Annotated in this window: 13 protein-coding genes; 3 read left to right on the forward strand and 10 right to left on the reverse strand. The window is 67.8% G+C overall.

Features of this window, described 5'->3' with window-relative positions; genetic code table 11:
• Positions 1-85: 85 nt before the first annotated feature.
• The gene (locus RCP80_RS23650; protein WP_308479996.1) at positions 86-385 is read left to right on the forward strand and encodes a DUF4193 domain-containing protein; all 300 of its coding nucleotides are present in this window, start codon (positions 86-88) and stop codon (positions 383-385) included.
• Between the two features lie 16 nt (positions 386-401).
• Here the strand turns inward: RCP80_RS23650 and RCP80_RS23655 are convergent, their stop codons facing one another.
• Positions 402-1847: a cytochrome P450 gene (locus tag RCP80_RS23655; protein WP_308479997.1), complete on the reverse strand. Its 1446-nt coding sequence runs from the start codon at positions 1845-1847 to the stop codon at positions 402-404.
• An 80-nt stretch (positions 1848-1927) separates the two neighbouring features.
• Here RCP80_RS23655 and RCP80_RS23660 point away from each other — a divergent pair, with 80 nt between their 5' ends.
• The gene (locus tag RCP80_RS23660) at positions 1928-2623 is read left to right on the forward strand and encodes a TetR/AcrR family transcriptional regulator (RefSeq protein ID WP_308479998.1); all 696 of its coding nucleotides are present in this window, start codon (positions 1928-1930) and stop codon (positions 2621-2623) included.
• Positions 2624-2740: 117 nt separating this feature from the next.
• On the opposite strand, the gene RCP80_RS23665 is transcribed toward RCP80_RS23660, so the two are convergent.
• From RCP80_RS23665 to RCP80_RS23685, 5 genes are read right to left on the reverse strand one after another with little or no spacing between them, the layout of a single operon-like run.
• Positions 2741-3751, reverse strand: coding sequence for a spirocyclase AveC family protein (locus tag RCP80_RS23665; RefSeq protein ID WP_308479999.1), 1011 nt, complete (start codon positions 3749-3751; stop codon positions 2741-2743).
• 11 nt (positions 3752-3762) lie between these two features.
• Positions 3763-4767, reverse strand: coding sequence for an LLM class flavin-dependent oxidoreductase (locus tag RCP80_RS23670; RefSeq protein ID WP_308480000.1), 1005 nt, complete (start codon positions 4765-4767; stop codon positions 3763-3765).
• Positions 4768-4777: 10 nt separating this feature from the next.
• Positions 4778-5632: a mycofactocin-coupled SDR family oxidoreductase gene (locus tag RCP80_RS23675; protein WP_308480001.1), complete on the reverse strand. Its 855-nt coding sequence runs from the start codon at positions 5630-5632 to the stop codon at positions 4778-4780.
• Between the two features lie 11 nt (positions 5633-5643).
• Positions 5644-7194, reverse strand: a complete 1551-nt coding sequence (locus RCP80_RS23680) for a class I adenylate-forming enzyme family protein (RefSeq protein ID WP_308480002.1) — start codon at positions 7192-7194, stop codon at positions 5644-5646.
• Positions 7188-8354 (reverse strand): thiolase family protein, encoded by a 1167-nt coding sequence (locus RCP80_RS23685; RefSeq protein ID WP_308480003.1) that lies wholly within the window; start codon positions 8352-8354, stop codon positions 7188-7190. The genes RCP80_RS23680 and RCP80_RS23685 overlap by 7 nt, the downstream gene beginning before the upstream one ends.
• Positions 8355-8403: 49 nt before the next feature.
• Between RCP80_RS23685 and RCP80_RS23690 the strand changes: the two genes are divergently transcribed.
• On the forward strand, positions 8404-8829 hold the full coding sequence (locus tag RCP80_RS23690; RefSeq protein ID WP_308480004.1) for a Zn-ribbon domain-containing OB-fold protein: 426 nt from the start codon (positions 8404-8406) through the stop codon (positions 8827-8829).
• 12 nt (positions 8830-8841) lie between these two features.
• On the opposite strand, the gene RCP80_RS23695 is transcribed toward RCP80_RS23690, so the two are convergent.
• The 4 genes from RCP80_RS23695 to RCP80_RS23710 are packed head-to-tail and all read right to left on the reverse strand — an operon-like array spanning position 8842 to position 14543.
• Positions 8842-11019 (reverse strand): acyl-CoA dehydrogenase family protein, encoded by a 2178-nt coding sequence (locus RCP80_RS23695; protein ID WP_308480005.1) that lies wholly within the window; start codon positions 11017-11019, stop codon positions 8842-8844.
• Positions 10983-12431: a phosphotransferase family protein gene (locus tag RCP80_RS23700; protein WP_308480006.1), complete on the reverse strand. Its 1449-nt coding sequence runs from the start codon at positions 12429-12431 to the stop codon at positions 10983-10985. The genes RCP80_RS23695 and RCP80_RS23700 overlap by 37 nt, the downstream gene beginning before the upstream one ends.
• A complete protein-coding gene (locus tag RCP80_RS23705) occupies positions 12421-13275 on the reverse strand; it encodes an enoyl-CoA hydratase/isomerase family protein (RefSeq protein WP_308480007.1) in 855 nt (284 codons plus the stop codon). The genes RCP80_RS23700 and RCP80_RS23705 overlap by 11 nt, the downstream gene beginning before the upstream one ends.
• On the reverse strand, positions 13272-14543 hold the full coding sequence (locus tag RCP80_RS23710) for an FAS1-like dehydratase domain-containing protein (protein ID WP_308480008.1): 1272 nt from the start codon (positions 14541-14543) through the stop codon (positions 13272-13274). The genes RCP80_RS23705 and RCP80_RS23710 overlap by 4 nt, the downstream gene beginning before the upstream one ends.
• Positions 14544-14562: the final 19 nt, after the last annotated feature.

Consider the following 14562-nt stretch of genomic DNA (forward strand, 5'->3'; position numbering starts at 1 on the left):
GGTTTGGCCGACGCCCGACGGGGAACAACTGCGGGATCACCGACGTTGTGCAGCCGAAGCCGCGTGCAGACCGAGAGGGACAATGATGGCCACTGACTACGACGCACCCCGCCAGAAGGAAGCCGACCTGTCGGCCGATGAATCGCTGGAAGCGCTGGCGGGCCGACGCCAGGACGCCGCCACCGCGGTGATCGACGTCGATGAGGCCGCGGACTTCGAGGCCTTCGAACTGCCCGGCGCAGACCTTTCCGGCGAGGAGTTGACCGTGCGGGTGGTGCCCAAGCAGGCCGACGAATTCACCTGCACCAGTTGCTTCCTGGTGCAACACAGCAACCGGATGGCGCGCCAGAGCGACAACCAACTGATCTGCGCCGACTGCGCCTGAGTCCGGCGCGGCCGGGCTAGCGCAGCCGCCGCAGCGTGATCGGCAGACCGTCGTCCGGGGTGGGCCCGGTCCCCCACGTCAGCTGCGGTCGGTAGCCGGCCGGGACGCTCCACTCGAAGTGCCGCAGCAGTTGATGCAGGATGGCCTTGACGTTCATGTTGGCGAAGTGCTGACCGATGCACTTGTGGGCACCACCCCCGAACGGCGCGAAGGCGTACCGGTGCACCGCCGTCGCATCGGCGCCGGCGAGGAAGCGGTTCGGATCGAAGCGGTCCGGATCGGGCCACCAGTCGGCCAGCCGCATCGAGGCGTAGACGTTGATCGCGACCTGCGTGTTGCGCGGAACGTAGTGACCGGCGATCTCCGTGTCGGTGATGGCCTGTCGAAACAGCGTTCCCGCCGGCGCATACATCCGCAAGATCTCCTTGAAGGCCGCGTCCAGCACCGGATAGTCGTCCAGATCCGCGAGCGTGAGCTGATCGTTGGCGTTGGCGAGCGCCTCTTCGCGTAACCTGTCCTGCCACTGTGAATTTCGGCCAAGCTCGTAAACCAGCATGGCGATGGCGATCGCGCTGGTGTCGTGGGCCGCCATCAGCAGAAAGATCATGTGGTTGACGATGTCGGTGTCGCTGAACCGCTCACCGTCGTCGTCGCGGCTGCGGCACAGCATCGAGAACAGGTCGGTGCCGTCCCCCGCGCGGCGGTCGGGCAGTTGGGTCGCGAAGTAGCGCTGCAGGCGCTCGCGGGCCCGCAGGCCGCGCGCCCACGTGCCACCGGGGACATCGGCGCGCACGACGGCCTGCCCGCCGCAGACGGTGGCATGGAAATCGGCGGCCAGCTGGTCGGTTTCGGCACCGAGCTGCGCGCCGACGAACACCTCGGCGGACTGGTCCAGCAGCAGATGCTTGACCGAGGTGTAGAACGGAAACTTGCTTGCGGCAGGCCAATTCGTGACGGTTCGCGCGATACCAGGTCGCATCAGGTCCAGATAACCCTCGAGTGCGGAGCGCGTGAACGCCTGTTGCATGATCCGACGGTGGTCGCGGTGCTCGTCGAAATCCAACAGCATGATGCCGCGGTGGAAGAACGGCCCGATGACCGGAGCCCACCCCCGAGTGCTGGAGAACGCCTTGTCCCTGTTGATCCACACCGTCTCCAACGCCTCGGGACCCATGGCCGACACGACCCGGAAGCCGACGCCGCCGGCCCACCACACCGGCCCATAGCGCTCATAGCGCTGCCGCGCGAACTCGAGCGGATCGGCCAGCGTGCTCATGATGTGCCCCAGCACGGGGAACCCATAGTTGCCCAACACGGGTTTGAGGCCCGACCCCTGGGGCGCCGGCGCGAGTTCCTGTTCTCGGCTCGGGTAGCGCGAGGTGAATGCCGCTGCCGCGCTCTGCAGTCGATGTTTGGCCAGGGCCGCACCCGGCGGCGACAGCAGTGTCGTCGGTGCATTCATCCCGGGCCTCCTCGTGGAGCGGTCTCTGGTACATTTTCCGCCAGATATTGGTACAGAACCGTGCCAGATGGGTGAGACGGGTGTCAAGAGTCGAAGCGCGATTGCAACGCAATTACGGCGGCCAAACCGCGGCCGCGCGCCGGGCGCGACGCCGTACGCAGCTGATCGACGCCGCGATCGACGCGATGGCCGGCGGCGAGTGGCGCCTGGTGACCGTCGAGAAGTTGTGTGCCGCCGCGGGATTGAACAAGCGGTATTTCTATGAGAGCTTCCCCGACCTCGATGCGGCCGCGGCGGCCGCCATCGACGACATCGCCGAGGAGGTGCGCACCGCCACCCTGGCGACGTTGGCCGCCTCGACCGATCTACCCGTGGAACAGCAGACCCACGCGACCGCCGACGCCGTCGTGCAACTGTTGCTCGCCGATCCGCGGCGGGCACGGGTGCTGCTCGGCGGTGTCGCCACGAGTTCGCCTACGCAGCACCAGCACCGGGCCCGGGCGATGCGCGGACTGACCGCGGTGCTGGTGGGGCACGCGCGCACCGGGCACGATGTCGAACTCGCGTCCGACCCGCTGGCCCAGCTCACTCCGGCGTTCATCATCGGCGGAACCGCCGACGCCATCCTGGCCTTCATCGATGGCCGCGCGGCGGTCACCGCCGAGGACCTCGTTACCACCCTCGCCACGTTATGGCTGCTCACCGGCAACGGCGCCGCCGAGATCGCGGCGCAGCGGGCCCATCGGTGCACCGGTTCGGCAGCGCGGCGCCCCTGAGATTGCGCTCCTGGCGTCGAGCTTCACCCAGTGGCGAGAATCGGGGTGCTTTCTCGCCCTAGGCTCAATCTCGGGGCCAGGAGTGCAATCTCGGGCCCCCGCGTGACCCCGCGTGGCCTACGCCGGCGGCGGGCAGGGCGGGTTCGGGTCGATACCGCACATCCCGTGATGCACATAACTCGGCACGTCCTCGGCGGGCTGGACATGGGCGTGCTGATTGACGAAGTTGAAGCCCAGCATGAAGACCATCATGATCAGGTTGAACACCGCGGTCAGGGCCAGAACGCGGCTCACCGGCACCCACCGCTTGTTGCGGATCGTCTCGATGCCCTTATCGGTGAGCATCATGCCGGCCTGGTCGCGGAAGCAGTAGATGCCGATCGACATCACTGTGACCACGCCACCGAAGAAGATGCCCTCATACAGCGGGAACTGGTACATGGTGCCGGTAAAGATCGACCAGTCGTCGTTGACGCGCAGGTAGTGCCAGGCGCCGATGCGATGGAAGAACTGCTCGAGGGTGATGCACAGGAACGTGAACAGCGCGATCATGAACACGATCACGCCCGCCTTGTTGATCCGCGGGAACCGCTTGCGCACCGACTCGATGAGCTTGTCGATGCCCATGATGGCCAGCGGTGTCAGGACGATGTAGCTGGCCAGGAAGTACACGATCGGCTGCGGATTCTCCGCGCCCTTCTCCACCCAGCCGGGAATGAACTCACCCCAGGTGCCCATGTTGAAGAAGCCGCCGTTGTAGCCGAACACCGGCCGCACCGCGTTCACGCCGACGTCCTGCCACGCCGCCAGCAGCCATGCCAGGACGAACACCCCCAGGGTGGGGAACTGCCGCTCGCGGCGCATCTTCCGGATGATGAACCAGAACAGGCCCACCCCCAGCACCAGGCAACCGATTTCCCAGAACCGGATCCAGGCCATCGTCCCGCCAGGGATCTCGTCCGGCCCGTTCGCCGACGGCGTGAAGTTGTCGGAGAAGATCCAGCGCAGGTACACGTAGGTCTGGAAGAGGACGAACACCGCACCGAGGCGGGCCAACCAGACGATCGGTGGCGAGTCCTTGGCGCCGGTCCAGAGCCGGTCGAAGTTCTCCGATTCCGGTCTGGTCACTTGATCTGCGGTCACTGTACAGCTCCCATCTGGCCGAAGAGTTCGGCTACTTGTGCGCCGTAGAACTTGCGGCGCCGGTTGCTCACGAGAAAGCCTGGCGGCGAAAGGAATCCGAGGTCGGGCAGGCGTTGCCGCGCCGCGAGCATCTCCCGGGCCTGCGCGGTGTCACCGCAGACCGCCATCGCCCACAGCATGTCGTCGCTGACGCGCTCGCCGAGGCGGCGCGGGTCGCCGGTGGCGAACTCGGCTCGGATCGCGGCGACCTCGTCCTGCCAGCCATGCAACGCCACCAGCGAGTCGTAGGTCTTCACCGTCAGGTAGAACCCGAGTTGGCGCTTGGCGTCCTGCACGGCTCGTTCGGGATCGTCGTCGTCGACGGCGGTGATGACCCACCCCCAACGCAACAGTCCGGCACTGTCGCGGCCGGCGCGGTGCGCACCGAGCGCGAGTTGCGGGTCGACCATCTCGGCCCACCAGCGGTCGGTGAACAGCCCGTGTCCGAGCACCCCGTCGGCAACGGCGCCCGCGGTCCGCAGCATGTGCATGTTGAAGGCGCCCAGCAGGATCGGGACCTCGATGCGTCCCAGCACCGGTGCCTGCACGGCCGCGTCCAGCGAGTAGTACTCACCGTCGAAGCGGACGCGCTGCCCGTTCTCGGCCTCCAGGAAGGCCCGAACGCAACGGACGAGTTCGGCCATCCGGGGCGCCGGATGAGACGAGTCCACGCCGAACCAATCGCGGTTCATCCGGCTGGTCCCCGCGCCCAGGCCGAGGAAAACCCGCCCGGGGGCGATTCTGTTCAGGTGCCGCACGGCCGCCGCGTGCACGAACGGAGACCGGGCGAAGGCGTACGCGATACCCGGGCCGGTGCGGGCCGAGGTCGTCGCGTGCGCCATCTCCGAGGCCGTGACGTAGGCACCGGTGTCGGCGAATTCGCCGGCACAGAACGCCGTCGCGCCGGCCTGCTCGCATTCGCGGGCCAATTCGGCGCCCGGCCAGGGTAATCCCCACTCCATTGCGTCGCCGTCAAAACTTCAGGCTCGCACCGGCATCGACCTTGAGTTGCACGCCGGTGACGTAGCGGGACTCGTCGGAGGCCAGATAGGTGACCGCGTGCGAGATGTCCTCGGGCTCCACGAACGGAATGGGCATGCCCTGCATCATCGGGAAAGTCAGGATCGCGTCGTCGAGACCCGGGTGTTCCAGATCCGGGCGGAACATCTTGTACATCTGATCGTTGTGCAGCATCGGGGTGTTCACGTTGGTGGGATGCACGACATTGGCGCGGATCGACAGCGGCGCCAGTTGTCCGGCCAACGCCATCGTGTACTTGTCGATGAATTGCTTGGCCAGGTTGTACCCGGCACCGCCGGCGCCCTGCGGGCCCATCGCGCCACCGGGGCCGGCCCTTTCGGCCAGCAGGCCGGCCACCGACCCGACCGTGATCACCGAGGCGCCCGCCGTCAGGTACGGCAGCGCGGTGTGCACGGTGTTGACCACGCCCAGGAAATCCACGTCGAAGGCGTTGGCGAAGGCACCGATGGGCTGATCGCTGCCGAGCGGACAGATGCCCGCGTTGGCGACCACGACATCCAGCTTTCCCAGCTCGCCCACCGCATCGGCCAGCGCGGCCTGCAACGCGTCCCGGTTGCGCACATCGACCGCGCTGGAAACCACTCGGTGGCCGGCCTTTTCGACCTCGCGGCAGGCGTCCTGCAGATCGTCCTCGGTGGCCAATGCATAGCTGTTGTGCTCGATGTCGGCACAGATGTCGAACAGGATGACGTCGGCCCCCTCCTCGGCCAGCCGAACCGCATGTCTGCGGCCCTGCCCCCGTGCCGCACCGGTCACCAGAACTACCTTGCCTTCGACACGCCCCATCTCACTGCCTTTCAGTTCGCGTTGGTGGATTGCAGTTGTGCTCTCAACAGGTGTTTCTGCACCTTGCCGCTCGCCGTGCGCGGAAGCTCCTCGACCACGACAATGCGCTCCGGGACCTTCTGCCGAGCCAACCCAGCCGCAGCGAAATGTGCTGCGGCGTCGCCGATTGCAAAGCTGTGACCCGCGGCGACGACCACGAAGGCGCAGACCCGCTCGCCAAAGGTGTCGTCGGCCGCGCCCACCGCGGCCGCTTCGGCGACCGCCGGATGGCTGCTGAGGACGTCCTCGACCTCCTTCGACGAGATGTTCTCGCCGCCGCGGACGATGATGTCCTTCTTGCGATCGGTGATGGTCAGATAGCCGTCGGCGTCCAGGCAGCCGACGTCACCGGTGCGGAACCAGCCGTCGACCAGGCTCGCGGCGCTGTGCCCCGCGTCGGTGTAGCCGCTGAACAAGTCGGGTCCGCGGGTCCATATCTCGCCCGCGCGGCCACCTTCGACGGCGCGGCCCGCGTCGTCGACGATCCGGATCTCGGTGCCCGGGGTGAGCCGACCGTCGGTGTCGGCGCGCTTGTCCAGCGAATCCTCGGGACGCCCCGAGCTGATGGTCGGCTGTTCGGAGGACCCGTAACAGCGGAATGCCCCGACTCCCAGCCGGTCCGCCCGACGGATCAGCGAGCCCGCGACGCTCGCCGCCCCGGTGGTGTATTCACGCAGACTGGAGAGGTCCAGGCCGTCCCGTTCGGCGACGTCGAGAATGCCCTTGAGATGGATCGGCGCACCGCCGGATGCGGCCACGGCGCGCTCGGCGATGAGGCGCGCCGCCTTTTCGGCGTCCCAGGAATCCATCGCGAGCGTGGTGTTGGCCCGGCAGAACATTCGCAGGATGCCCAGCGTTCCGGCGATATGGCCGGGCGGAAACACCGACAGCGTGGTCAGTCCCGGCCCGGCCGACCGCAATTCGTCCATCGAGCGGATCTCGTCGAGCAGACTCGCGTGGGTATGTTGCACGCCCTTGGGTTCGGCGGTGGTGCCAGAGGTGTAGACGAGCAGGCAACGGTCGCCCGCGCCGGCCGGCACCGGAGCCAGACTGGTCGGCGCGGCCTCGGCCAACTCGGCGTAGGACACCGTGCCCCGCAGCGGGTCGCCGACGAGCACCCGCACCTTCAAGGCAGCCGAGTCGGCCACCGCGGCCAGGGTGGGTGCAGCGTCGCGGCGGCGGATCTCACGGGCGGTGATCAGCACGCGAGCGCCGGACTGACCGACGACGAACGCGACCTCGGCGGGCCCGTAGATCGGCACGATCGGCAACACCACGGCGCCGCACAGCCAGCTGGCCGCATGTGCGGTGAAACATTGCCGCCAGTTGGGCAGCTGGATCGCGACCACGTCGCCGGGACGTACGCCGAGGGCAGCCAGGCTTGCCGCGACCCGGCAGCTTTCGTCGAACAGCTCACCCAGCGTGGTGTCGTCGGGATGAACGTCGCTGTACACCTGCACCGGGGTGTGCGGGTATTCGCGCACGGCGGCGCGGATCTCGTCGGGAATGCTCGCGGTCAGCATGACAGCAACACACATCCCGCGATGGGGCCGCCGCCGGCCGACACCACCGCGACCTCGGGGCGGGTCGGCAGGGTCGTCGGGCCGGCGCGCCCCCGCAACTGCTGACACGCTTCGTGCAGAACCCAGTAGCCGTGCATCCGTCCGGCCGAGAGCTGGCCCCCGTAGGTGTTCAGGGGCAGTTCGCCCGTCGGGGCAATGCGGTGGCCACCGTCCACGAACGCGCCGCCCTCGCCGTCCCCGCAGAAGCCGAGCGCTTCCAGCCAGGCCAGCGTCAGATAACTGAAGCCGTCGTAGAGTTCGGCCACGTCCACGTCGCGGGGCTTCAGCGCGGTCTTCGACCACATGTCGGCGGCGGCGTCGGTGGCGGCCATCTTCGGGTAGTCCGGTCGATCGGTCCAGCCGCCGGCTCCCGGCGCACCGCCGGTGGCCTCGACGGTCACCGCTCCGTGCGGGGTGTTGGCGGCGTGCTCGGGCGTCGAGACCACCACCGCGATGGATCCGTCCACCGGCACATCGCAATCCAACAGACCGAAGGGCGACGAGATCGGTCGGGCACTCAGATACTGCGCCATGGTGATCGGATCGCGGTACACCGCAAGGGGATTGCGGGCGGCGTTGCGACGGGCATTGATCGCGATCCAGCCCAATTGTTCCTTGGTGGTGCCGTAGAGATCCATATGTCTGCGGCAGTGCATGGCCAGCCAGTTGGCAGCCGAGTAGGCGTGGGCGGCAACCAGATGCTCGAAACCGCCGGGCCCCGGTGCCGCCGCCTTCGAGGCCCCACTCTTGGTGTTCTTGGCCGGCTTCGGACCGGCATCGGCGGTGCCGCCCATCATCTGCACCGTGCGGTAGACCAACACGTGCCGGGCCCGTCCCGCAGCGACGACGTCGCAGGCCTGCACCACGGGTTGCAGCAGGCCGCTGGGACCGAACGCATCCCCGAGGTCACCAACACCTCCGAGCCCGAGGTGGGCCGCGGCTTCATCGGCCGGCACGTCCCCCAGCGTGCTGACACCGTCGATGTCGGCGGGGCTCAGCCCGGCGTCCTCGATCGCGGCGGTCGCAGCCTGCGCGGTCAACTCCAGCGCGGCGATCCCGCTGCGGCGCTTGACCTGTGAGATCCCGGTTCCCGAGATCACGGCGCCCCCTGCTGATCCCACCTCGGCCCCTTCACGGTGAATAGATTTAATTCAGTGTACTCTATAGATCGTGACTCAATCGCCCGAATTGCCCGTTTCGATCCCGCGGACACTTCCCGAACTCGACGAATGGTCGCGGCCGTTCTGGACGGCCGGCGCGGCCGGGGAACTACGTATCGCCCATTGCCCCTCCTGCCGGAAGTACCTGCATCCGCCGCGGCCGCACTGTCGGGACTGCGGGACGGCGCCGGAGTTCGTCGCGGTCTCCGGTTGCGGCACGGTGTTCACGTTCACCGTGGCTCAGCAACAGTTCCACCCCGAAGTCCCAACGCCTTTCGTGATCGCACTCGTCGAACTCGACGAGCAGGACGATCTGCGGTTGGTGACCAACATCGTCGACTGCGACCCCGACGCGGTGACGACGGGGATGCGGGTCAAGGTGGGATTCGAGCAACAGGGCGCGGTGTTCGTCCCGGTCTTCTCCCCGCTGTCCTGACCCATCCCAGACTCACTTGAGCAGCGGGTCGCGCGGTAGGCCGAGGATGCGTTCGGCGATCTGATTGCGGGTGACCTCGGACGTACCGCCGGCGATCGTCATGCCGCGGGCGCCGAGTACCAGCAGTCCGGACACCTTCGCCGGGGCGGTCAGCAGTGCGACGTCGGCACCGAACAACTCCGCGGTCAGTCCGGCGCGGTCCACCACGTGGTCGGCGATCAGCAGTTTGGTCACGTTGCCTTCGGGTCCCGGTTCGGCGCCGGCCACACTGCGGGCGACCCGACGCAGATTCAGCAGGCGCAGGGCATGCTCGTCGGCCAGGAATCGGCCGGCCCGTTCCACGGAACCCGCGACGCGCTCACCGTACCGTTGGGTCGCCTCGGCGATGGCGGCCACGGCTCCACGGCTGGCCGAGACCCCGCCGCCACCGATACTGACCCGCTCGTTGCCCAAGGTGGCACGAGCGATCCGCCAGCCGTCACCTGCCGCGCCGACCACATCATCGTCGGGCACGAAGACATCGGTGAGGAACACCTCGTTGAACTCGGCGGCGCCGGTGATCTGGCGCAGTGGGCGCACCTCGACGCCAGGGGCAGCCATATCGATGATCATCATCGTGATGCCGCCATGTTTGGATGCCCCCGGATCCGTGCGCACCGTGGCGAGGCCGAGTTGGCAGTACTGCGCACCGCTGGTCCAGACCTTCTGGCCGTTGACAACCCAACCGCCGTCGGTGCGAACACCTTTCGTGCTCACCGCGGCCGCGTCGGAACCCGCGCCGGGCTCGGAGAACAACTGACACCACACCTGCCGGCCACGCAACGCGGGCTCGACGAGCCGGTCGATCTGTTCCTGGCTGCCGTGCTGGATCAGGGTCAACACCGTCCAACTGGTGATGCCCAGATCGGGTCGTTTGATGTCGGCAGCGGCCATCTCCTGCTCGATGACGAGCTGCTCCACCGCGTCCGCGGCCCGACCCCACGGCCTCGGCCAGTGCGGCATCAGGAATCCGGTCTCGATCAACCGGGCCCGCACCTGTGCTTCGTCGAGGTCGGCCCACGACGAGACCTCGCGCCGGATCTCGCTGCGCAACTGCTCGGCTTCCGGCGGCAGGTTGATCGAGTTGCCCCGCACCACACCCTTGCACGTCAGCTCGAAGACATCGGCCGGGGCCAGTCGTCCACCGAAGAGGCCGCGCACCGTCAACGCGCGCCGCAACTGCAGGTGCGCATCGTGCTCCCAGGTGAACCCGATGCCCCCGTGCACCTGGATGTTCAGCTCGGCGTTGTGCACGTAGGCGTCGAATGCGAGCGTCGCAGCCGCGGCGGCCATCAGCTCGAACTCCTGCTCGGCGGCAGCACCGGCCGCGGCCGCCCGCGCCGCGTCCCATACCGTCGCGGTCGCCGATTCCGCCGCCACCAACATGTTGGCCAGGTGGTGCTTGATCGCCTGGAAGGTACCGATGGTGCGGCCGAACTGCTCCCGCACCTTCGCGTACTCCACAGCGGACTCCAGGCAATCCTGCGCTCCGCCAACGGCTTCGGCCGCAGCGATGGTCCGAGCCACCGCGACGGCCACCGCCGCACCACCGGTGATGATGGCGGAGGGCACGAGTTCCACCTGGGCGAAGCTGACCCGACCCGATCGCCGGGTGGGGTCCAGGTTGGCCGGGACCTCGACGGTGAGCCCGTCGGCGCGGGCGTCGAGGACCACGACGTCGTCACCCACGGTCACCAGCACCAGATCGGCCAGCCCGGCGCCGAGGACCACCGCGCCGTCACCCGAACAGCGATCGCCGTCGGCGCTGACGTTGGCGTTCAGACCGACGCCGGCGGTCACCGTGCCGTCGACGAGGCCGGGCAACCAGCGCGCCCGCTGCTCGTCGCTGCCGACGGCCGCGATGATCGCCGAGGCCATCACGGTGGGGACGAATGGTCCCGGCGCAACCGCACGTCCGAACTCTTCGACCACGACCACCAGTTCTGGCAGGCCGAAACCCGTGCCGCCGTACTCCTCGGTCACGTGCAGACCCAGCCAGCCCAGCCCGGCCACCTCAGACCAGAAGTCCGGTCGCTGTTCGGCCTCGGCATCGAGCAGGTTACGGGCGGCAGCCCGCGCCCCCCGCGCGTCCAAGAACGCCCGGACGATTCCGGCTAGTTCGCGGTGGTCTTCAGCGATTGCGATACCCAACGGTCCTGATCTCCTTCGATGCGGTGCTGGAGCGGCGGCCAGGTTCGGCTTCGCAAGGCGCCGGAGGCCGTGCGGGTCAGGTAGTCGTCGCGCTTGATGCCGCGCCACAGTTGGGCGACATAGTCGCGCTCGGCCAACTCTCCGCGGCCGACCAGCTCCGCCAGGGCCGCGCGGCCCCCCGACACCGATTCCGGTGGTGTTCCCAAATACCCTGCCAACTCCGCGATCTCGGCGGCATCGACCTCGGCGCCGACGCGATCCACCTCGGCGAGGAACTTCACCAGCCGCGCTGCGCCCTTGACGTAGCGCACGGCCAACGCGTCCTCGGATCTCGCCGCGGCCCCGGACAGCGCGGCCGCGGTGGCATCGTAGACCGACGAGTAGTCCGAGCGGTGGTCGTCGTCGGGCAGTTCGACGGGTACGTCGGGGATGCCGACCACATGGGCCAGGGCCTCCACCAGTAGGCGCCGGTGCAGCATGCCGTAGATGAGGCTGTTGCCCGCGTCCGGCGAGCCGGGCGGGGCCGAGGCCCGGACGTCGACGGTCCCCGGGCTCATCGAGGCCAGTCGGGTCTCGGCGAACAGCCGGTAGTACCAGACCCGGTCCTCATCGATGCGATGGCCCGAGAGCTGTTCGTACTCGGCGAGCCGAGCGGGGAAGTCGGTGAACGTGTCCTGCACGGTGCGCAGCGACAGCCAGGCGATATCGTCCATGGGGTCGCCGAAATGCGCCAGCTCCCAGTCGACTATCGCGGTCACCGCACCGTCGGCGTACATGAAGTTGCCCGGTCCGGTGTCGCCCTGGACCAGTACCGTCGGGCCGTCGTAACCGGGGACGTTGCGCTCGAGCCAATCGATGCAGAACCGGAGCAGCGGTGCGGGTTTGCCGTACTTGTCGACGCGCTCACGCATTGCCGCGATCTCGGCACGCACATGCCCGGGCACCGGGCCGGCGGTTCCGAGGCTCTCGATGCGTAACTCGTCCGCGTCGATGCGATGCAACGCAGCCAGTTTGGTGATGAAATCCTGAGCGGTGCGCACTTGTTCGTCGGGGTCTTTGATCAACCGGAACCAGGTCTCGCCGCCAACGCGGTCCATCAATACGGCCTGGACGACGGGATGAGCGGCCAGTACCCGCGGCACGTGTATGCCGTGCCGGTGCAGTTCGGCGATGATCTCGGCTTCCACCTGCAACGGGTGAAACGCGCTGCCGGCCGGCGACTCTCGGGGGTCGTACCGCAGGAACAGCTCCTGGCGGCCGGTGTCGGTGTCCGCATCGACGAACCACGCCTGTCGGCTGGCACCGCCGGATACCTGCTTGACGGCGACCTGGTGCGCACCGGTGACCTCGCGGATCCATTGCCTCAGGTCGTCGGGAATCCCCGGCCGCGGCGCGGTGTTGTCAGCGCTCACGTTTGCCACCGGTCTTGGCCGCGTTGGCCAGCCATCGCTGGACCGCGTCTCGATGTTCCTGGGTCATTCCGCTGCGGACCATCCGCTCGCTTTCCTGGCGCAGTGCCTCCTCGAGCGAAAGCCGGTGCGCGTCCAGAATGTTGGCCTTGGTCCCCGCAAAAGCATAGGTGGGCCCGGCGGCGATCTGGGCGGCCCACCGCAGGGTGGCCGCGGGCAACTCGCTGTCCTCGACAACCCGGTTGAACAGGCCCAGTTCGGTACCGGCGGCGGCGTCGATCGGACTGTCACCGATCAACAGCTCCAAGGCCTTGGCGGGTCCGACCAGCCGGGTCAGGAACCATGCCCCGCCGAAATCGCCGGAGAATGCCAGCTTCGACCAGCCGGGCACCAACCGGGCCGAACGGGCGGCGATCCGCAGGTCCGCGGCCAAGGCAATGCTCATCCCGGCACCGACAGCGGCACCCGGCAGCGCCGCGATCGTCACCTTCGGCATCGCATGCAACAGCGTGACCATTCGGGCATGCTCGGTCAACAACTCGGCGCGGGATCGCACCAACTCCTCCGGATCACCGGTGGACACCAGCTTGGCCGAACCGCCGTCGCGCACGTCGCCACCGGCGCAGAACGCACCGCCGGCCCCGGTGATCACCACGGCCCCGACGCCGTCGTCGTCGGCAAATCGCTGCAACAATGCGGGCACCGCGGCATACATCTCGACGTGCAGGGCGTTACGACGCTGCGGCCGGTTCAACGTGATGACCCCGACGCCGTCGATGGTCTCGGCCAGCACCGTGTCGGTGCCGGTGTCCAGGGTCTGGGCCGCGCCCATGCCGGCCTGCGTCACCGCGGCTTACCGCGGGACAATTCGTTGTGCCGCGCCATCATTGCCGCGGCCTTGCGGCGCAGGTCCGCATCGGGCTGCGGGAGCACCACCGGACCGTACTCGCGACTCGGCAGCGCCACGGTCGCGGTGGCCGGCGCGGTGACCTCGCCGCGTTGGCTGGTCGCACGGAACTCCACATCGACTACGGCGTTCCCGTTTTCGACGCGCTTGGCGACCACTTCACCGGTGATGAACTGCGTGTCACCGATGAAGTTGAACTTACGCATCTCGTCGTGCTGGCGCACCAGCCAGCCGTCGTCGCCCATCCAGTCGGTGAGGTAGTGGGTCAACCAGCATTCGCGCATGACACCGTAGTCGTAGGCCATTGGGTTGCCGATCGACTGCGACCACTCGTTCTCCCAGTGCAGTCGTTGGGCGACGTCCGGAATTCCGGCCGCATTCTTGATGTAGAACTTGGGGACCCGCTGGCGATTCTTGTAACCGACTCGCGCGCCGCCGATTCCATAGGGACCGAAGCCGTATCCCCCGGCGTGGAAACTGATCATGTCGGTGAGGGTCAGCGGACCCTTGACCATCTTCGGCAGCGCCTCGCCGATCTGGACGTCCTCGTAGTAGCGCGGTTCGGCCCCGCGGGGGCCCTCGGCCGCATAGATCTCGTCGATCTCCGCGATCTGTTCATCGGTGTAGGTCGCGGCCGTGAGGTCCATGTACTTGCCGCGCTCCCGGGACTTCTTGCGTTCGGTGGCGATTAGGATGGTCCGCTCGATCGCGACGACCTCGGCGCGCTGGTTGATGCGCACCGCGCGCCGGATCCGGATGACGGAGCGGCCGGCGTACTCGCTGTTCTTGACCTGCGTGGTCTCCATGCCGCCGAATCCGAACAATTGATCGCCGGGCCGCACGGGCAGAAACCATTCGGTGTCCTGCCCGGACACGAAAAGGTGTACACCGGAAAACAGTCCGCGGGTGGCCTTGCGGATATCCTCGGGAATCGGGTCACCGAGCATCTTGCGCGACAGTGCGCAGTGAATCATCGGGGGCGCGATCGGTCCGCCCCACCGAGTCTTCGCCGCGTACTCGGGGTCGACGAACAGCGGGTTGTCGTCGCCGTAGCCGATCGCGAACTGGCGGATTGCGTCGGTGCTCAACTCGCGGTGGTGTTCGTCGATACTGATGGGCGCGTCGATGCCGAGCAGCAGCTGTGCCCGCTCGATGTCCTCGTCCTTGATCGCGTGATCGAAGTCCTGCGCCTGCTCGGTCTGTGTCATCGGTCGTTCTTTCCGCTCA

It is taken from the genome of Mycolicibacterium sp. MU0053, from assembly GCF_963378095.1.
Taxonomy (GTDB): Bacteria; Actinomycetota; Actinomycetes; order Mycobacteriales; family Mycobacteriaceae; genus Mycobacterium; species Mycobacterium burgundiense.